This is a genomic window from Pseudomonas sp. Irchel 3E19 (genome assembly GCF_900187585.1).
GTDB classification, from domain to species: Bacteria; Pseudomonadota; Gammaproteobacteria; order Pseudomonadales; family Pseudomonadaceae; genus Aquipseudomonas; species Aquipseudomonas baetica.
Genome location: NZ_FYDT01000027.1, coordinates 43,648 through 62,163, shown reverse-complemented (window position 1 = coordinate 62,163; position 18,516 = coordinate 43,648). Strand labels below are relative to the sequence as shown.

Below are 18,516 nucleotides of genomic sequence, written 5' to 3'. Positions count from 1 at the left end.
CAGTTCAGCGAACAGCCAATGAGGGGGCGAAAATGTCGGATTGGAGCGAGGTGGTCGCCGGAGCAATCGGTGGCGGGCTAGTGATTGCGGTGCAAGTGGTTAAGCGCAGGTGGGATAACGCCAGGGATTCCAAACGAATCTATAGCTGGTTAGTCAGTGAGTTCCAGAGGACCGATAAATACGAGCATCGGTCGACCCGAGCAATAGCCAAATCTGTAAACATGACTCCAGAGAGAGTGGCGGCGCTTTGCCACAATCACTCGCAAATAAAACACGTGCTCGGAACAGACGAAGAGCTTTGGAGCTTGGATGGCTCCGACCAACAGAAACGGAAAAGTGGTTTTTTTGCGGGCTAGATAGCCTTCTTTAGCACTTCGATGGCACGCTCTGCGGCTGGAAGCGCTCCCGCGTTTCCGGTCAGACGCTTGCGGATATGGCCAGAATCTCGTCACCGCCCCGCGTAATGCCGGCTTGCAGTTCTACTTTGCTGCCGGCAAGCATCCCGGCGATCTGGGCGTTCATATCCAGTTCGACGCCCTTTCTTTTCCGCGACTCTCTGATGTCCTGAGTGGCGAGGTATTCGCTGATCAATGCTTTGTCCTGCGCCTGAATTGCGACAAGGTCTTGGCCGTTCGCGGGCTGACCGAGCGGGGCGTCATCGGTTTGAGGCACAAGCACTTTGAGCTTCGACTGGACTTCCCACACCCAAGCCAGTGCAAAGTGGTCGCCGGCGGTTTCTGCCGAATACTCACTGTGTTGAATCCCAGACCTGACTGTTGAGCAGTATTCCTTGCGCGCTTGGGTAAGCTTTCTGCGCAGGGACTCATACGCATACAGGGCGATGTTCTGCGCGGGCGAAACGCCGACGAATGTCGCGCACTCGATGACTTGGCCGTTTGCAGAACTCCACTTCCTCCGGCGAAGGGTTGTGCAGTTGAATGCATCCGCTACGGCGATGCTCAGTTGCTGATCCCATGCTGGCCGACGCTTGGTGCGGTGAAGGTCCGACTCGACCTCGCCGACGTCGCTCAACTTCACATCCATTTCGGTCAGGCGGTATTCGCGCATCAGTGCCTGGGCCTGTCGCAGTGCCGTAGCGGCTTCGTTCTCGTTGGCGCTCTGAGCCAGTGCCAGGCAGTGCTTGATCTTGCGGATCGCGCGCTCGAGTTTCTTTTCATCGATCTGTTGTGCGGACATAGGGTATCCTCGCCGGCTGGCGTGATTCGTAGAAGTGGGGTATTTGTGTTCGGCCCGGCATGGGGTCGGATCAGGGGTGAAAATGGCATTCGATAAACGAACCCAGCGGTTCATCAATGGTCTCGATACAGCGAAGTCACAAGCTGCGGCAGATGGCATAGAGCTGACGCCGGAAGAGGCTGTAAAAGCTGCGATGAAAAGAGCTCTAGGCTCGAAGGCAGTGAAAAAGCGCAAGAAAAAGAAGGGCCGCGGCGGATCACCGTTTCTACCGGGTAGCTTCGAAAGCTCTTCCAGGTAGACGCGGCCCTCCGTGACCGATGGTGGCAATTTGGTTTGCGTTGAGGTATTACGGGTGACCGGCACTGGGTCGGAAGGAGTGTTTCATGCCGATGAAAATCAATTTCACCGATTGCCATATAATCGACTGTGGGACGGGTATCGAGGTTACCCATGGCAGCGACGTGGAGATGACGGGAAGTATGCGCATCATCAATTGCGAGAAAGCCATTGTTGAGCGCGATCCGCCGAACGTACTGGAAGCTCTGGGGCTTCCACCAAATACTCCTCCGGCCTATGTGAAAAAAGTATTGCTCGCACTCCAAGAAGTCCCAGCAGCGGATGCCGTATCCAAAGAAAAAGTCATCAAAAAAACTCAGCTATGGAGTTTCGTACAGAATTCTTCAAATGCGGTGACTGTGCTGCAGGCTTTGATATCTATAGGGCCTGCAGTAATTGCCGGTTTACTAGGAATGTTCAAGTAGCTGCCGTGTACGGCTCGATGTCGAGAAAGCCTCAAGCTGTCGCGACTGCTTTTCGGTGATTGCGATCTCGGGTCGTGACATGGTCGCGAACCGTGCGGAGTCTTCGGCGGGTGCGGCCGCAAGGTTCAGCAGGAAGGTCGATACGGTCTCCTGCCATTCCTCGAAACCGTGGCGCTCGCCGAGGATCAGCAGTGCATCATCAAGCGCCTTCGAAACAATCAGCGAGCGCTTCTCGGCGCCGATCCGATCGAGCAGCGCCTTTTCCTTCGCTCGCTTGTCCTTCTGCAATTGCGCGTTGCTCTTGGCCATGGCCTACCTCTTCAATTCCGCTGGCCGGCAAGTCCAGCCATGTCTGTTTGCGGCGCTGTTGCACCTGTCTGCTGATCCGTCTCATGAGTCGACGAATTTGAACTTGTTTTCGGTGGCGATCAGTTGCACGCGTTTGACGTGCATGTGCAGCGTCTTGGCCGTCTCGCTGATGGTCTTGCCGGCTTCGGCCAGTTCGCGCACCTTCGGGGCGATCTTGTTGCGCTCGACGCGCAGACGATCGTGGTGCGGGGTGGATGCCAGCTTTGGATCGCCAGTTACGCCACTGGGGATTTGCTGGGCCTTGCCGCCGGCGCCAAAAAACTGCTCCAGCTGCTCGTTCAGGCTCGCGACGATGCAGTCTCGGGGGTTAGATTGCGGTACGCCGATCACTGCTGACCTCCTGCTGGCCGGTTGGCTTTTGCTTCGAACTGAATCGCCATGTCGAGCGCCGCCTTGTAGGTCCAGCGAAACGCCGCGGTCTTGCCGGTGGACAGATTGACGACATGGAAGGCCTTGCCGACCGTCCTCACCTGGAAGCGCACCTGCTTCTCCGGCATCACTAGGCCTGCGAGTCGCGCAAACGTCTCGCGTGCTGCCTGGGTACGAATCATCAGGACGCGCAGAACATCGACGCGCTGTTGCATCAGTGGGTGCGTTTCGACCTGAGCAATTTCTGTTGCGTGCTTCATGGTTGATTACCTATCGGTTGTCATCCCAAGCAGCCCTCGCGAGAAGGCTGCTCAGTGATGCTTTCCGTTTCTCGCTGCACTTCGACGCCGGAGTCCTCTCTCTGCCCGCTGCCGCTACTGGCGTCACATCGGGTGGCTGTGCAACTTTGCGTGCTCTCATGAGGGAGCCCGGCCAGTTCCAGAGCTGGCATGGGGATCGAAATTTGTGTTTCGCGCTGTTCCCGTTGCCGGGGATCGATCCGCGAAGATTCCAGATTGTGAAAGAGCGGCGCGGCTTTCGCTGCTGGGCCGTTGTTGTCCGGCTTGGGGAATAAAAGTAGCAGTGCTGCTTTTTAAAGTAAATAGCGCTGCTAATAATATTTTCTGCGCGCGTAAAAAAACCCGCACTGGGCGGGTTTCTTGCGGAAATTGTTCAGCTAACGGTTAAAGCGCTCAACCAACGAATACTGCGTAGACGCTGTCTTGGTCAACTCCTTGTTTAGGTTTGCCGATTCGTGTGCTTGCCCGGAAGTTTGGTCGGCTAAGTGGGCGATCGTTGTGATGTTGCGACTGATTTCCTCGGCCACGGCGCTTTGCTCTTCCGTGGCAGCAGCAATCTGCGTGGTCATGTCCGTGATATTGGAGACCGCCTCGCTGATACCCACCAAGGCTTTGTCCGCCTCAAGTACCCAAGAAACGCCTTCTTGGGCTTGGCGGTGACCGCTTTCCATTGTTTGTACCGCGTTGTTGGACGAAGTCTGTAGCTTGGTTATCAGATCATGGATCTGAGTAGTCGATTGCGAAGTGCGCTGGGCTAATTGGCGAACCTCATCAGCTACTACCGCGAAGCCTCGGCCCATGTCGCCAGCGCGCGCAGCCTCGATTGCGGCATTCAGCGCCAATAGATTGGTTTGATCGGCGATGCCTTTGATTACGTCGACGACTGTGCCTATTTCGCTACTGTCCTTGGCCAACTGTGCGACCGTCAGGCTTGTTTCGCCAACAACAGCAGAGAGCCGCTCGATAGCCTCACGGGTATCCCGAGCCACATCACGACCTCGACTGGTCAGCTGGTTGGCTTGTTGGGTAGCATCAGCCGTCCTCTGGACGTGGCTGGCAACTTCCTGGGTGGTTGCAGCCATCTGATTGACCGCGGCAGAGACTTGCTCTGTTTCTACACGCTGGCGATCCAGGCCTTTCGAGCTGACCGCGGCAAGCACGTCGGATTGCTCCGCCAGCGTACTGAGTTGTTCGGCCGTGTCTTGCAGGCGTGTCAGACAAGTTTTCAGGCGCGAAGTCTGACTGACGAAGGCTGTCTCCAAACGGGCTTCTGGCCCGCTTGCATCGCTGTACATCTGAGCGATCAATGCGTCGGAGGTGGAGGGTTCGGCCATCTGCAAGAGCCGCAGAGTTCCTCGAGTCTGCCAGCGCGAAGAGAGCAACCCGATCGGCAATGCTGTGCCTATAGCCATGGCTGTAGCTATAGGTGCGCTGAGGAACAAACCGAATGAGGAGCCTGCCAAACCAATGGCTATATACGGCAGGCATTTCGTTAGAGCGGGTAGCCAGCGGTCCTGAAGAGGGATTGCCGACTTTCCCTGACTGATGCGCTTATATAGGGATTCAGCGCGGCGTATCTGATCAGTAGTTGGTTTCACTCTGACTGATTCAAAGCCCACCACCTGGCAGCCTTCAAATATTGGGGTGACGTAGGCGTTGACCCAGTAATGATCTCCATTTCTGGAGCGGTTCTTAACGATGCCCATCCATGGCCTGCCTTGCTTAAGGGCAGTCCACATATGGGCAAAGACAGCAGGGGGGACGTCAGGATGACGGACGATATTTTGAGGAGCACCAATTAGATCGGCTTTATCAAAACCGCTGATCTCTACAAAGGCGTCATTGCAGTACGTAATGACTCCTCGAGCATCTGTCGTCGAGATGAGCTTTTGCTGAGGTGCGAGTGAAATCTCACGCTGTGTTACGGGCTGATTGTTTCTCATTCCGATGACTCCATGGTTCCTTAGGAAGTCATCGGCCAAAGCGGAAATAAGGTGAGCGTATTTTAGAAAAAATCTTTTAATAACAATGAGTTGCATTTAATTCGTTCGGTATTTTGGATCCAAGTTTCTACCGTAGATATGCTTTTGATTTTGATCGGGAAAAGACCTCCGTTGCCTAGGTGAAATTGGCAAATCACCAGGTATCCGCCACAAGTGACGATCGAAAACGGTATGCGCCGGCCGCCCGGTTCAAATTACGTGAAGAGACCGAAATCCGTGTGGGCGTTGAGCAGTAGTGTGACGGACTGCTGGGGCCGGCGGAGATAATGCTAGAGGAGGGCAATCAAGGGCATCGAATCGATAAGCTAACACGATATTTGTTAACGCAAAGGATGGTTGGCGGGCGGGAGCTCAGGCTTCGGGCCTTACGAATGTAAGGACCCGAAGTTTATTACATTGTTAGATTCTGTGGATTTGAGTGATGTGAGGCTTACCGTTGATAGGCGCGTAAATCTCTACGATTGCCTGCCAGCTGCCTGACGAGCCTGGGAGCGTAGCTTTTGACTTGTAACGGTAGTTGGTGCCATTTACGACCTGAGTAGAAACTTCTTCAGGCGTGTAGCCAACACCCACGAAGCCCTCCAGAGCTTCTTTGAAGACTTCCTGATCCTTGGGAGTCAGTTTGTGGTAAGGGGTCCATCCACCAACAAGATGTTCTTGAGCTGTCATGAATTAAATCTCCCTATTTAAATTCCTACTCGTTTGGCTTTTCGGAGTACGCCCCGTTTATTCAATGGTTTCCGGAATCCATTTCCTAAATAGTTTTCCGTGCATCCCTGACTGCATTGAGATGATTGCCCACGAAACACCGATACGAGCTTACTGCCGGTGCCGGGGAGTGTAGGTGAAGAGGGAGGGAGGTCAAGGCGATTGCAGCGAAGATGTCAGGACGGCGTCTTGTAAAAAAGGCAATCGGACCTGGCATATGTCGAATTGGGAGGAGCGCTAACCACGAGCGTCTATTAGGAATAGCCGAGCACATCTTCCCTAGCCTTCCTCCCAAAAGGAAGGGTTAGCGCATGACAGACAACCATCAAAACACCTCGAGCCACGAACTTATCATCGCACAGCTGTGTGTTCAAAAAACCAATCGAGTGGTGATGCGATTCAGCGCCAGGTGCACTTTTCCGGCACCGGTTTCAAAAAGTCGAAGCGATTGCCTGGGCGAGCTGCATGTCAGTCATCAAAGGCGGGCCGTACGTCGAGCGGTAGTATCGAGACGCTTGCTCAAATTGAGCGCCGCGGATCTCGCCATCTGAGCCGATGAAGGAGAGCGCGTCAGCCTTTGCCGATTTCATATTCGCCGGACCGTAGACCGTAAGTGCAGTGGTTCCGCCAACGATAAGGGTAGGAACAATTGTCGTAATAAACATCGCCTTTTCGACGGGATCATTATTCTCGTGCGCCACGGCTGGAGCGCTGGCCAATGCCAGTAAAGTCATACCCAGAGTCTTCAGTGAATCCATTCGCAATTGCGTCCGTGCTGCCAAGCGGTGATGGCCCAACGATAGCAGAGTGGTGCGCATTCGAGAAACCAGTAATCGAGTGCAAGGTGGAATCTGTTACTGCCTAGCGACGCTGGCGCGTGCTTGCGAGTATGCCGCTGTCATCGAAAGTGGCGATTGGCGTGAACTGGTGGAGGATGCAACAGCCTTCTATGCGCACTCGGTCGAGGGGCTTGAGGGCGGTACGTAGGTGGGAAGGGCAGGCATGAAAAAGCCCGGCACCAGGCCGGAAGCATTGCTATTGATCGGAAAGGCTGGGGTGCCGACTTGCTGCACGTCTGGGGCATGCTATTATCGGTTAACGGTGAAAAAACGAAGAAAATCCAGATTGCGGGAATTGATCAAAATATGACCAAAGTTGATATTCAGGAAGAGGTTGAAAGCCTACTGGTAGCTCATTTCCCAAGAGATTTTTGGGTCAGAGCATTGGATGATCTGCATGCGGCATATGGTATGGCGTACGACACCATGACCGTGCGTTTGCAGCTTCATAAACATGAACTTTTGAGGGCACTGCCGCAGGCTCGCCACTATAAACTGAGCTCGACCATGCGGAGCATTGCCGAGTCGTCCGGGCTCGAAGTGTTAGATTTGAAGGCAGATCACTCGGGAGAGAATTACGTTGTATTAAGGTCTGGACCTCTTCAGCTTGGTCGAATTGGCGTGAATCAAGGTAGCTCGCTGCCTCGGGGGGCGAAGCATCGAGCGCTGATTGCTGCATTGAACGCAAGGCTTGAGGGTGTCACGCATGATTTGTTTTCACCAACTGTTCACATGCTTCCCTCAAGCACGCTTGGCTTGCTCTTGGTTAACGTAAATCCTAAGCAGAACCTCGATCAGGACCGGATGATTGATCTTCAAGTCGGAGTTCCATACAGCGATCTTTCGGGATGGCACTATCTTCAGCCATGCTCGAAAGTTTTGACAAAGTACTCAGACCTGCCTGCGGTAGAAGGCCCGGTCGTACTGACAGATAAGGCGGTTATTCGATTGAAAGAAGTAATTAGCGAAATCGAAGCATCGGAATCCAGAGATAAGTCATGAGAGTCGGCGTTTCTGGTTTTGTTCCTGCTCGCCTCACTCAGGCGCGAGTACTGGCTTCATTGACCAGGCTTGAGTTGAGCGAGCGTATCGGTAAATCGTCTTCTTCTATTTCGCGATGGGAGAAAGGAGAGAGCGCTCCCGAGTCAGAGGCTCTTGAAAGTATTTCTTTTGTGCTTGGTTTTCCGGTTGCTTGGTTTACTCGTCCAATCTCAAGTAAGCCGTTATCGCCAGTTTTTTATAGAACATTAGCGAGTACGAGCAGCGATCTGCGCGGGAAAGCTGGAACGAAGATGGATTGGCTCCAAGAGATTGCTGGGTATTTGTCTACTTGGCTCGACTGGCCAGAATTGAATTTACCTAGCTGCGAGGTTACCGATCACCGAGAACTAGACTTTCCCGAGATAGCAAGAACTGCTTTAAAGTGCAGGGAGATGTGGGGGCTTGGACTCGGCCCGATAGCTGACCTGTCCATGGCAGCAGAAGGTGCTGGGATAATCTGTGCACACGTCCATCAAGGCAACACAAAAATGGACGGTCTGTCTCAGTGGGACGAGTCTCAGAAAAGACCTTTTATTTTACTTTCTAGTGATAAGGGTAACTATTACCGCTCTAGATTCGACCTTGCACATGAGATCGGTCATGTAGTTCTTCACAAAAATATAAAGACATTTGACATTTTACATCTCAAAGAGATTGAACAGCAGGCAAACTATTTTGCCAGTTGTCTATTGCTGCCTGAGGAGCTCCTGTCTATTGAGCTTCCAAGATATCCATCTCTGGAGAATTTGCTTTCATTGAAGCGGCGATGGAATGTCTCTGTAGCTGCGATCATTTACCGAGCTGAGAAGTCGCTGCTAATCGGTGAGCAGGAGGCGTTAAGGCTTAGGAAAAGCTACTCCGCTCGCGGGTGGATGAAGGGCGAACCGCTCGACAATGATTCTGCTCTAGAGAGCGTTCGGCTAATGCCGAGGGCAATAAAAGCCATTTTAGATGCTAATATTAAAACAAAGGTGTCGATAGTTCGAGATTTGATGATGCCTGTGAAGGATGTTGAGCAGCTTTGCGGACTCGCTGACGGTTTCCTAGCGTTTCATCCTAAGATAATTAGTAACCCACTTCCGAAGCTTAAGAGCCTTCAAGATGACTCAGGCTCTAATGTGGTCGAGTTTAAAAAGAAAGGATAAGTTTTTTCTCAGGGCTGGAGGGCGCAACGCACTCCAGCCTTTAATGAGTGCTAACAAATCAGCGCTCGGTCTAACATCTTCGCTCAATCCTTCTCGCGCTCACCTCGTCTCCACACCGTAGAAATGGTTGAGCAGTATCAACTCAACCACAGCCACGAAAATGCAAAACACCAGAAAGCCAAGACTGAAAACGCGCTTGCGGCCTGGCGAGCCTCCACCCATCCAGCTAACGCCTGATTCGCAGGCGGTCAGCACCAAGAACACTGTCCAAGCAAAGGCCCATAGCTTTCCCCAGAAGCCCAGATTTCTGAACGAGGTCATCTATGTTTGTCCGTGTCCCGTTTTACTCGGCCGGTCATTATTTCGTTCGCATTGCCAGCCAGCTTGTCCTCAGCCTCCGACCTTCAGCGTGAGTACATGGCCCACCAAAAAACGTGTCCCAGAATCGAGATCTGCTGCTCCTGGATCTGCTGGAACGTGTAGTCCTCGTCAGGATGCTCATCACGGTTGAAGCTGCGTAGGCGAATTCCGATCGGGATTCGGTACACCTGCTTCACGCGAAGCTGACCGTTTTGGTTGATGGCGTACATCTCGCCGTCGACGATGTCGCTCAGTGAGTTTTTCCCCACGTTTACGCCAACGGTGGCTCCGTCGCGCAGCACAGGCATCATGCTGTTCCCGCCAACCCTGACGCACTTCGCGTTACTGAACTGTACACCGTTATGACGCAGGTCTTTCTTAAAGAAGCGCAGCCGAGAGGTATCGCTTTCCTGAATAGCAAACCTTCCAGACCCAGCCGCCAGCTCAACTTCCTGAAGGAAAGGGACATAGACCTCGTCATCATCGAGCGGGGTTTCGTCGTCCCAGGTCTCGATAGTCCCAAGTTTTACGCTGGGATGGATGCGCTCTTGCTGGACAGTGGCAACCGTGGACATCAGCCGGGAGCTGACGTCTTGTGCGTCGAAATTCAACGCCTTCGCGAGCTTCAATAGCGCTTCCACATTCAGCGGGACCTTGCCGGTGGCGTATTGGCTGAATGCACTTTGCCCAGACCATCCGCACGCCTCGGCAACATCCGCCTGCGTCAGGCTGCGGCCGGCAGCTTTTGCAGCTGATTTCCGCTGTTCGTAGATGGCCTTGAGCCTGGCGCTCTCAGCGACTTCTTCGGGGGTAAGGGGGCGGCGTATTTTCATACGGACAAGAGTATTAGCAGAGCTGATACCCAAGCAAATAGCGCTGCTATTATTTTGTTGCTGATAAAAAGCAGCGCTGCTACTATCCATGGCAGATACCAAGCCGTGGAAATTCCATGAAAAAGATCCCTTTGAGCAAATACCTAGAAGAGCACGGCACTCAAGCCGCGCTTGCTGCTGCTCTTGGCGTGAACCAGAGCGCGATCTCGCAAATGGTTCGAGCCGGCAGAAGCATTGAAATCACCCTTTATGACGACGGGCGCATTGAGGCGAACGAGATTCGCCCGATCCCTGCGCGGCCCAAACGCACAGCAGCTTGAAACGTTCGTTGCTGACTGCCTGAACAAATACTCTCCCACGCAATGGCAGCGCGCCACGGAAATAAATTTGAGGTTTTACGAATGGAAGATTTTCTGCGGGCTTGCCAGAGCGCTGTCCTGGACAACGAAGCCAAGACCCTTGCTGCAAAGATGGGCGTTCCTCACGTTGGCCTGCTTCAGCGCGCCAATCCAGACAACGATGCACACCACCTGACCGTGGAGCATCTGTTCGGGATTCTGCTGCACACCGGCGACATGCGGCCTCTGGCTGCACTGGCGAACGAGTTTGGTTTCGACCTCGTTACGAAAACCGCGCCCGCGCCACAAGCGCTCACCAAGTCGCTGATCAATGTCGGCAAAGAGGTCGCCGATCTGACCATCGCAGTTCACCAAGCGCTGGATGACAACCACGTCAGTTCTTTCGAGAAAAACTTGATCCGCCAAGAGATCAATCACGTTCGGCAGAGCCTAGACGTGATGGATGCCTCGGTGAAGGCCGCCTGAATCCTGGGCACAAAAAAGCCGACGGAGAAGGTCGGCTGATTCGCAAAACTAGAGAGGCCCGATTATGCAGAGCCAGCCAAATTCTAGCAATACCCAGAACAATGTCGCGACACGTTTTCAGAGTTCGCAAAGCGTGTCGCAACACACGTCATCTCGTTCTGCCGAATTGAATATCGGAGCCTCGCTGTGAGCGTTCAAGCAATGTCATGGGCGCTGTCTTTGCCCACGCAAGTTCTCAAGGATGCTAGCGCACGGCACGTCCTGCTGTGCTTGGCCAACTATGCCGGATCGAACGGCGCTGGCGCGTTTCCGTCAGCTTCCACCCTGGCTCAGGACACCGGTCTATCCGAGCGCACCGTGCGTTACAAGTTAGATGACTTGGAGAAGTCGGGACTGATCAAGCAGGGCAATCAGGCGATTGCTGCTGTTCACATTGATCGCCATGACCGACGCCCAGTCGTTTACGACCTTCAAATATTGCGGGGTGCAAATGCTGCACCCCGTTCGGAACGGGGTGCAAATGACGGCACGGGGTGCAATCCACAACAGAACGGGGTGCAATCTACGACAGAACGGGGTGCAGCGGCTGCACCCAATACGTCAATTAACCATCAGGTAACCGAACAGCAGCTGCAGCGCGAGTTTTCTGGCGTGGTCGATGATCAGGATCGACAAGCTCTCGATGCTCTCGAAGATCCTCGCCAGCGCTTTTCGATGTTTGCCGACTGGGAGTTCAGCGCTAAACAGTTGGAAGACCAGCTTCGCCTGATGTGCTTGCCGATCTCGTCGGCTACCGATGAGTTGATTAACTCGTTCAAAGGTTTCTTCATCGCCAAACCCGATACCCGTGACAACGCCGCCGGCTGGTGCCACCGCCTTGCCAAGTGGATCAAGCGTGATCGCGCAGTGAAGTCCGGCGACATTGAGGAAGAGATGGATGCGACCGGTGACTGGACTGCCAAGGGGGTTCGGGTATGAAATCTGCACGCGATCTTATTGCCGAACGGCGAACCGACCCTACCTACAAGCCGGCGTCCAACCCAGTAGTGGCCGAGGTTGATCCATCGACCAAAGCTGTCATCGACGATTTGTTCCTGCGTCTTCGCGGTGCCTGTGGCGCATGGCGCCAGTCTTGGCCGACTGAGGCCGTGATGAACGCCTCGAAGCTTGAATGGCTCGGCGAGTTCATGCGCTCCGGGATCAACCGGATGGAGCAAATAGACCACGGCATGCGCGTCCTGAGTGCGAGTAAGTCGGCATTTGTTCCGGCGCCTGGCGTTTTCGTTAGCTGGTGCTTTGCCCCTGAAGGGCTGGGATTGCCGAGCGTCGAAAAGGCGTACGCCCAAGGTCTTCGCAACTGCCATCCCGCTATGCGTGATTCGGCCAAGTGGATGCACGCTGCGGTCTACCACGCTACTGCGGCCGCTGGTTTTCATGGCCTGCCATTGCTCTCGCGTGAACTTGGTTTGGCGAGCTTCGAGCGTCACTACTTGGCCCAGTGCAGGAAGATCTGGAAGGGTGAACCCCTAGGCTCTATCCCTATTGCTGAACTTGCTGCGCCTAAGCCTGATCGCAACCCTGAAGTGGGTAACACCGCTTTGGCCAACTTGCGCGCGATGCGTGCGGGGAGGGCAGAACGTGTGTGACCGTCGCCTTGCTGTACCCGAAATCGATACATATCGCTTCGCAGTGTTCTGCTGCTCGTTCAAGGTCGATTTGAGTTCGCCACCTGATCACGCGCTGGCGCTGTTTGCCGACGAGGCCATGGCCAAGCGTTATGGCTCGTGGATGTGGCCGGGGACCTATGAGGTCGTTGACGTCGTGAGGGGGAAGCCTTCATGCGAGTGAGCTCGAAGAAGCTTCGCGCCTCGGCCAATGGCCAAGAGTGCACCGTCCGGATGCCAGGCATCTGTAATCACAATCCAGAAACCACCGTCCTCGCGCATCTGCCTTGCGGGCAGAAGGGCATGGGCATGAAAGGCTTTGACACCGTGGCGGTGTACGCGTGCAGCGCTTGCCACGACGTGATCGACGGCCGCGCCCCCGGCGAGATCGACTGGCAGGACGTGCCGCGCGCCATCGCCGAAACCCACGAAGCCCTGATCAGGGCTGGAATTCTCACCGTGAAGGGGGCCGCATGAGTACCGCCGCGGTGAAGATCACCGAAGCTGAGATCAAGCGCCAAGTGGCCGGCACCGTACAGGACGTACGCGACATCGAGAATAAGGGCCTGTACCTGCGCTTCAACAAGGCTCGAACCGGTGGCTCGTGGTACCTGGTGTTGAAGGGCAAGTGGAATCCCATCGGCACGTTCCCCGAGCTGACTCACAAACAGGTTGTAGCGGCGCTGCCGTCGCTTCGGCTGCGTTTGGCCGCCGGGGAGGGCGCGAGCCTGTCGAAGTGGAACGCTGTTGGCGAACTGCTGGACTGGTTCGCTGATCGTATGTCGCGCGATCGCAATCTGTCGACCAAACGCAAAAACACCGGCGCCTCGATCATCAAGTGCCACCTGAAACCGCGCCTCGGCGAGCTGCCCCTGATCGGCATCGACAAGGCCGCTCTCGACACCCTGCTGATGTGGCCGCTGCAGGAGACGGTTTCCATCGACTACGTGCGTTCCGCGTTTCAGCTGTTGGCCTTGTCATTCCGGCAAGCGGCCAAGCTGGGGATGATCACGTCCAACCCGATGGCAGCGATTCGGTTCAACGACTTCTCTAAGGCAAAGGTCGGCATCAAGCCGTCCCGTCTGCGCGGCGTTCAGTTGGAAGGTCTGCTCGGGCAACTGGCCGAAGTCATGAGCACCGCGCCGCTGGATTCGATGCTCGCACTGATGATGCTCTGCCATGGCACGCGGATCGGTGAAACCCGGATGGCGCGCTGGTCGCACATCAGCCTAGCTGAACGCGAATGGTTCATCCCGGCCGAGAACACGAAAACCGGTGTTGAGCATCACCTGCCTCTGACCGAGCAAGTATGCACGCTGCTGACCCGGTATCGAGAAGGCCAATACGCTCGAGGCTATGACGGCCAGTGCCTGTTCCCGGCACGTAATGGCAAGGCGCTGGGCGAGGCTCAGGGCTGCGCAGTGTTTCGTCGACTGGGGCAGGGCGATTGGACCAGCCACGACCTGCGCAAGGTGGCGCGCACCGGTTGGGCAGACCTTGGCATCGATCACCTGATTGGTGAGCTGCTGATCAACCACGCGATGGGCCACAACGTGAAGGTTTACATCCAGTCGGACGTGATGAGCCGCAAGCGTGATGCCCTCGAGCAGTGGCACGCGCATCTAGATCAGAAAGGCTTTGCAGCGATTCATGGATTGACCGGCTTTAGATTTGAAGATTCCGGTAATTCGCTGCAAGCCACAGACCATAAGGCCTGCAAGGCCATTGAAGAAACAACCATAGGCGAGGTTTAAAAATGGAAAAAAAGACTCATGGCCCCGCCTTTGTGCGCCGCCAGATTCCGCTCACTGACTGCCCATCCTGTGCCGGGAAAGGGTTGATCAAGGGCCTGTTTCATCAGCTCGAATGCATCGGCTGTCACGCGTCTGGCCTGGTACACGCCGAGACGCTCGAACCGCTGCCGGTGGAAGACTTAGTGGTTCAGCTTGGCATGTTGATCCGCCGTGAGCGTCACTTGGCGACGTTGCCGCAAGAACCAATGACCATGGCTGATCTGTACCAGCAAACCAATACTCGCGGGCCGGGCGGCTCAGCCATGAAAGGAGACTGAACGTGGGCATTTATAAGGACGTGATGAGCACGTTGGTGCGGGTACTCGCTGCCGACAACATCGACAACAGCACTAAGCAGTCTTGGCAGAAGCTGATCGACGCTGACCTTCGGCAGGGTGGCACCGGCAGTTCGCTGTCGGTGCATGACAAGTTCGACTATGACTGCTGCCTTTACGCGCTGCTGCATCGTCAGCTTGAACCGGCTCAGTGGGATGTGCTGGTCGCCAAGTACTCGACGCACAACGCCAACAAAGTCGCGGCCATCGGGCGTTTGGTTGCCCGCATGGTTTCTCCAGCACCACAACTATTCATCTACAAGGCGCTCACTGCCTGGGCTATCCCCAAGCTCAAGGGCGTCCAGAATGGCAAGCGATCCACCGATATGATCGTGTTGCCGGCCGAGTTCTACGACATGAACACCTGGGATCCGGAGGCCAAGCCCGAGTCAACTCGCCGCCGTTGGAAGACCGGAATCGCCAAGTGCCTTGAGTCGTTGGAAGAGGCTGCTGTCATCACCGCAACAGAGATATTTGATCGGGAAGAAATCTTTATTGATGCCGCTTGACGCAGTGGCGGAATGATCGTAATTTAGCCCCATCATGTCGTCCTTGCGCGTTATGAGAGACGACACACAAAGCCCAGCCACTTGCTGGGCTTTTTGCTTTCTGCAGTTCTCCGAGCCTCAGCACTTGCTGGGGCTTTTTCGTTTCTGGCTCCACCGCACCCACTTTTCTGAGCTGGGAATGTTGTTGAGGCCGAACCTTTCAATGACACCACCAGGGCTTTGAGCAATGACAAATGAACAGCAAGCGCTGGCAGAGATGCCGATTTGGTTAGTGATCGTCCTGGCCTTGGTCGGTGGCGTGTCGGGAGAGATGTGGCGCGCCGACAAGGACGGGGCGCGGGGCTGGGCGTTGTTACGTCGGCTCGCGCTTCGCTCCGGTGCCTGCATTGTCTGCGGGGTGTCGGCGATGATGCTGATGATCGCCGCCGGTATGACGATCTGGACGGCGGGCGCCTTGGGATGCCTCACGGCAATGGCCGGTGCGGACGTAGCCATCGGGTTGTACGAACGATGGGCTGCCAAGCGGCTGGGCGTCTGCGAGGTCCCACCTGCCGGGGGCGAACAGGGATGACGCACCGATCCGGTGCGCCGAAACCGCCGGGGACCCTAGGGATATCTGAAGGACACGGGGTCGCAAACCCGCGGGAAAGCGTTAGCCACAGGGCTGGAAAGTTAGTTGACAGCGGTTGACAGGTTGACAAGGAATTCTGTGTTTTCAGCGACAGGGTTCGCATGATCCAAACAGTGTTTTTTAGTGGAGTCCCCCCGGTTCTATTGGGCTGTAGGCGTTTTCATGCCTGTTCAATTTCTTGAACAGCAGCCCCTGTGCAATGGCCAGAAGGCTTGTCAACTAAGCCGGGTTAGTTGACAGGCTTAACAAGCCACGACGATGGAGGCCGCATGGCTTTTGTAACTCGCAAGGAGTACTGCGAGCTGAAGGGGTGGTCTCGGCAGTACGTTGGTAAGCTGGTCAAGAATGAACGACTGGTTCTGAATGCTGCCGGGCAGATTGATGTGGAGGCCAGCGAGCAGCTTCTGGCCATGACGAGCGACCCGAGCAAGGCCGCCGTCGCCGCTCGACATGAACGCAATCGCCCGAAGCGGAGTGATCAGCGACCGCTGGAAATAGTCATCGCAGACTTTGTAGATGACCCCTCTGGTCAGGTACCCGACTTTCAAAAGTCACGCGCTCTTCGTGAGCACTACCTATCGCTTCAGGAAAAAGACAACTTCCTTAAAGCCCGAGGCACCTTGGTAGAGCGCAAAGCGGTCGAAGATGCGGCCTATAACGCCGGTCGCTTACTGCGTGATCTTTTGCTTGGAATGGCGCCACAGCTATCGCCGGAACTGGCCTCGCTGTCTGATCCATGGCAAATCGAAAAGCGTCTGACGTCGGCTTTGCGACAAACACTGGAAGATGCTGAGCGGCTGTCAGCAGCAGATCTACAACAAGCCATTACCCCGAGCTAAACCTATGTCCTTAGAAATGTCGAACGGTGCGACGGTGTACCGCGAAGCGTATTTCCGTGGGCAGCGACCAGAGCCAGATGTCTGGATTGATCAGTGGGCCGACGAGTACATGCGCATCCCGCGCGACACGGGTGCGGCCGAGCCTGGTCAATACCACACTTCGCGTACCCCTTATGCGCGTGAGCCGATGCGCTGTCTGTCACCAGCCCACCCGTGCAAACGCGTGGTGACTATGGTGGCTTCGCAGTTGATGAAAACGCAGATCGCCTTGAACTGGATCGGTGGCCTGATCCATATGGCACCGTCCAACATCCTCACGTTGTTGCCCAGTCTTGGGTTGGCCAAGCGGGTATCGTCGCGGATTGGTAAAACCATCAAGGCCACGCCGGTGCTGCGTGAGCGCGTGGCGTCCAACCGCTCGCGGGATGCGCGCAACACCATGGACACGAAGGAGTTCGAGGGTGGTTCGCTGTACATCACCACGGCCGGTTCAGCGGCCAACCTGGCGGAGCTTTCCGCACGCTACATCTACGGCGACGAGGTTGATCGCTGGAGTGTGGACGTGGGCGAAGAGGGCGATCCGGTCGAACTGGCCGAGACTCGCGGCAGTACTTTCGGCCGTAACGCCAAATTTTATTTTTCCAGTTCGCCGACGGTCAGGGGGGCGTCACGGATCGCTGATTTGTTTGAGGTCAGCGATCAGCGTTACTACTACGTGCCGTGCCCAACCTGTGACCACATGCAGGTTCTCGAATGGGAGCGTTTGCATTACTCGGCGGACTTTCAGGTTGTGCATTACCAATGTGCCGGCCCCGACTGCGACGTCCTGATCGATGAGCGCTATAAGGGCGAGATGCTGGCGAAAGGGGAGTGGCGGGCACACACCCAAGGCGATGGCGAAACCATTGGTTTTAACTTGAATGCGCTGTACTCGCCGCCCGGCTGGACGGGTTGGGCGTCGTTGGCCAAGCAATTCGAGAAGGCTAAAAAGGCTCAGGCCAAAGGCGATCTGGAGCCGATGCAGGTGTTTTATAACACCCGTCTGGCCAAGGTCTGGGATAGCGCTCAGGAGCAAACCTCTGCCGGTGTGCTGATGGATCGGGCGCGACTGGAAAGCTACGGGCTTGGCTCAATGCCCGACGGCGTATTGATGTTGACCGCTTCCGTTGACACCCAAGCCAACCGCCTGGAACTGATGGTGATGGGTTGGGGCGCTGGCATGGAGCGCTGGGTGGTCGACTTTCAAGTGGTCTCCGGCGACCCTGCCGATGAGCGCACCTGGGTGGCGCTGGATGAGTTACTCAAGGCCCGTTACCGACACCCTTGTGGTGCTGAGCTGATGATCATGGCTACTGCGGTCGACTCCGGTGGTAACCATACGGATGAGGTCTATCAGTTCTGTCGTATGCGCCGCTGGCGCAGTGTGTTCGCCATCAAAGGGGCGAGCAAGCGGGGCCGGCCGGTGATCGCGCAGCGACCTTCGATGGTCGACGTGACATGGAAGGGCCTGACTGAACGGCATGGCGCCGAGCTATGGATTGTCGGTACCGACACGGCGAAGGACTGGATCTACAACCGCTATGCATTCGACACCGGCCCGGGAGCGCTGCACTTTGCCAACGACCTGCCGGATGACTTTTTCGCCCAGTGTGTGGCTGAGCGCAAAGTCACCCGTTACGTCAGGGGGCATAAACGCATCGAATGGACCAAGGGCAAGGCCGAGCGCAACGAAGCGCTCGACCTGTTGGTTTACAACCTGGCCATGGCCCATTACCTCGGCATCAATCGCTACCAGGATCACGATTGGGCGCGGATTCGGCAGGCGGTCATCCAGTCGGCTTCGGGCGATAGTGGCCAACCCGTTCAGAGCGAGCGGCTCAGCCGGCCAGTCGAAACACCGGCAGCACCACAGGCGCAACCAGCCGTGAAATCACGTCCGGCAGCCGCTCCCCCACAACGCCGCAGCTCCACCAGTGGCTACCTGAAGAGACGCTGAT

Annotated in this window: 25 protein-coding genes; 16 read left to right on the top strand and 9 right to left on the bottom strand. The window is 55.7% G+C overall.

Going from position 1 to position 18,516, the window contains the following annotated elements; translation table 11 throughout:
- Positions 1 to 417: 417 nt before the first annotated feature.
- Positions 418 to 1,197 (bottom strand): DUF2786 domain-containing protein, encoded by a 780-nt coding sequence (locus CKW18_RS17830; protein WP_095190004.1) that lies wholly within the window; start codon positions 1,195 to 1,197, stop codon positions 418 to 420.
- Positions 1,198 to 1,279: 82 nt separating this feature from the next.
- Here CKW18_RS17830 and CKW18_RS17825 point away from each other — a divergent pair, with 82 nt between their 5' ends.
- Complete coding sequence (locus CKW18_RS17825; protein ID WP_095190003.1) at positions 1,280 to 1,495, top strand: hypothetical protein; 216 nt, start codon at positions 1,280 to 1,282, stop codon at positions 1,493 to 1,495.
- Between the two features lie 85 nt (positions 1,496 to 1,580).
- A complete protein-coding gene (locus tag CKW18_RS17820) occupies positions 1,581 to 1,958 on the top strand; it encodes a hypothetical protein (protein WP_095190002.1) in 378 nt (125 codons plus the stop codon).
- Here CKW18_RS17820 and CKW18_RS17815 read toward each other — a convergent pair.
- The 6 genes from CKW18_RS17815 to CKW18_RS17790 form a co-directional block, all read right to left on the bottom strand.
- The gene (locus tag CKW18_RS17815; protein WP_095190001.1) at positions 1,941 to 2,267 is read right to left on the bottom strand and encodes a hypothetical protein; all 327 of its coding nucleotides are present in this window, start codon (positions 2,265 to 2,267) and stop codon (positions 1,941 to 1,943) included. The genes CKW18_RS17820 and CKW18_RS17815 overlap by 18 nt on opposite strands.
- Before the next feature lie 81 nt (positions 2,268 to 2,348).
- Entirely contained in the window at positions 2,349 to 2,657 is a 309-nt protein-coding gene (locus tag CKW18_RS17810; RefSeq protein WP_095190000.1) for a hypothetical protein, read from the bottom strand.
- Positions 2,654 to 2,956, bottom strand: a complete 303-nt coding sequence (locus CKW18_RS17805; protein ID WP_095189999.1) for a hypothetical protein — start codon at positions 2,954 to 2,956, stop codon at positions 2,654 to 2,656. The genes CKW18_RS17810 and CKW18_RS17805 overlap by 4 nt, the downstream gene beginning before the upstream one ends.
- A 416-nt stretch (positions 2,957 to 3,372) precedes the next feature.
- Complete coding sequence (locus CKW18_RS17800; protein WP_095190032.1) at positions 3,373 to 4,938, bottom strand: PAS domain-containing methyl-accepting chemotaxis protein; 1,566 nt, start codon at positions 4,936 to 4,938, stop codon at positions 3,373 to 3,375.
- A gap of 459 nt (positions 4,939 to 5,397) precedes the next feature.
- Positions 5,398 to 5,667, bottom strand: a complete 270-nt coding sequence (locus CKW18_RS17795) for a hypothetical protein (RefSeq protein WP_095189998.1) — start codon at positions 5,665 to 5,667, stop codon at positions 5,398 to 5,400.
- Between the two features lie 470 nt (positions 5,668 to 6,137).
- Positions 6,138 to 6,464 (bottom strand): DUF2388 domain-containing protein, encoded by a 327-nt coding sequence (locus tag CKW18_RS17790; RefSeq protein WP_095189997.1) that lies wholly within the window; start codon positions 6,462 to 6,464, stop codon positions 6,138 to 6,140.
- A 306-nt stretch (positions 6,465 to 6,770) separates the two neighbouring features.
- Between CKW18_RS17790 and CKW18_RS17785 the strand changes: the two genes are divergently transcribed.
- Positions 6,771 to 7,547, top strand: a complete 777-nt coding sequence (locus tag CKW18_RS17785; protein WP_141233113.1) for a hypothetical protein — start codon at positions 6,771 to 6,773, stop codon at positions 7,545 to 7,547.
- Complete coding sequence (locus CKW18_RS17780; protein WP_095189995.1) at positions 7,544 to 8,731, top strand: ImmA/IrrE family metallo-endopeptidase; 1,188 nt, start codon at positions 7,544 to 7,546, stop codon at positions 8,729 to 8,731. The genes CKW18_RS17785 and CKW18_RS17780 overlap by 4 nt, the downstream gene beginning before the upstream one ends.
- 99 nt (positions 8,732 to 8,830) lie before the next feature.
- Here the strand turns inward: CKW18_RS17780 and CKW18_RS17775 are convergent, their stop codons facing one another.
- On the bottom strand, positions 8,831 to 9,052 hold the full coding sequence (locus tag CKW18_RS17775; protein WP_095189994.1) for a hypothetical protein: 222 nt from the start codon (positions 9,050 to 9,052) through the stop codon (positions 8,831 to 8,833).
- Between the two features lie 83 nt (positions 9,053 to 9,135).
- Positions 9,136 to 9,924, bottom strand: a complete 789-nt coding sequence (locus tag CKW18_RS17770; protein ID WP_095190031.1) for a S24 family peptidase — start codon at positions 9,922 to 9,924, stop codon at positions 9,136 to 9,138.
- Positions 9,925 to 10,040: 116 nt separating this feature from the next.
- Here CKW18_RS17770 and CKW18_RS17765 point away from each other — a divergent pair, with 116 nt between their 5' ends.
- From CKW18_RS17765 to CKW18_RS17710, 12 genes are all read left to right on the top strand, one after another.
- Entirely contained in the window at positions 10,041 to 10,244 is a 204-nt protein-coding gene (locus tag CKW18_RS17765) for a Cro/CI family transcriptional regulator (protein ID WP_025110113.1), read from the top strand.
- Between the two features lie 81 nt (positions 10,245 to 10,325).
- Positions 10,326 to 10,748 (top strand): phage regulatory CII family protein, encoded by a 423-nt coding sequence (locus CKW18_RS17760; RefSeq protein ID WP_095189993.1) that lies wholly within the window; start codon positions 10,326 to 10,328, stop codon positions 10,746 to 10,748.
- Between the two features lie 201 nt (positions 10,749 to 10,949).
- Entirely contained in the window at positions 10,950 to 11,726 is a 777-nt protein-coding gene (locus tag CKW18_RS17755) for a helix-turn-helix domain-containing protein (protein ID WP_095189992.1), read from the top strand.
- Positions 11,723 to 12,394: a replication protein P gene (locus tag CKW18_RS17750; RefSeq protein WP_095189991.1), complete on the top strand. Its 672-nt coding sequence runs from the start codon at positions 11,723 to 11,725 to the stop codon at positions 12,392 to 12,394. The genes CKW18_RS17755 and CKW18_RS17750 overlap by 4 nt, the downstream gene beginning before the upstream one ends.
- The gene (locus CKW18_RS31075) at positions 12,387 to 12,596 is read left to right on the top strand and encodes a hypothetical protein (RefSeq protein ID WP_095189990.1); all 210 of its coding nucleotides are present in this window, start codon (positions 12,387 to 12,389) and stop codon (positions 12,594 to 12,596) included. The genes CKW18_RS17750 and CKW18_RS31075 overlap by 8 nt, the downstream gene beginning before the upstream one ends.
- On the top strand, positions 12,587 to 12,889 hold the full coding sequence (locus CKW18_RS17740; protein WP_095189989.1) for a nuclease domain-containing protein: 303 nt from the start codon (positions 12,587 to 12,589) through the stop codon (positions 12,887 to 12,889). Before CKW18_RS31075 ends, CKW18_RS17740 begins: the two co-directional genes overlap by 10 nt.
- Positions 12,886 to 14,166, top strand: a complete 1,281-nt coding sequence (locus tag CKW18_RS17735) for a site-specific integrase (protein ID WP_095189988.1) — start codon at positions 12,886 to 12,888, stop codon at positions 14,164 to 14,166. Before CKW18_RS17740 ends, CKW18_RS17735 begins: the two co-directional genes overlap by 4 nt.
- Before the next feature lie 2 nt (positions 14,167 to 14,168).
- Positions 14,169 to 14,483: a hypothetical protein gene (locus tag CKW18_RS17730; RefSeq protein WP_095189987.1), complete on the top strand. Its 315-nt coding sequence runs from the start codon at positions 14,169 to 14,171 to the stop codon at positions 14,481 to 14,483.
- 2 nt (positions 14,484 to 14,485) lie between these two features.
- A complete protein-coding gene (locus CKW18_RS17725) occupies positions 14,486 to 15,049 on the top strand; it encodes a hypothetical protein (RefSeq protein WP_095189986.1) in 564 nt (187 codons plus the stop codon).
- 226 nt (positions 15,050 to 15,275) lie between these two features.
- Positions 15,276 to 15,620 carry a phage holin family protein gene (locus CKW18_RS17720; RefSeq protein ID WP_095139908.1) on the top strand — a complete coding sequence of 115 codons (345 nt, stop codon included), beginning with the start codon at positions 15,276 to 15,278 and terminating at the stop codon, positions 15,618 to 15,620.
- Positions 15,621 to 15,949: 329 nt separating this feature from the next.
- Positions 15,950 to 16,519, top strand: a complete 570-nt coding sequence (locus CKW18_RS17715) for a terminase small subunit (protein ID WP_095189985.1) — start codon at positions 15,950 to 15,952, stop codon at positions 16,517 to 16,519.
- A 4-nt stretch (positions 16,520 to 16,523) separates the two neighbouring features.
- Positions 16,524 to 18,515, top strand: coding sequence for a phage terminase large subunit family protein (locus CKW18_RS17710; protein ID WP_095189984.1), 1,992 nt, complete (start codon positions 16,524 to 16,526; stop codon positions 18,513 to 18,515).
- Position 18,516: the final 1 nt, after the last annotated feature.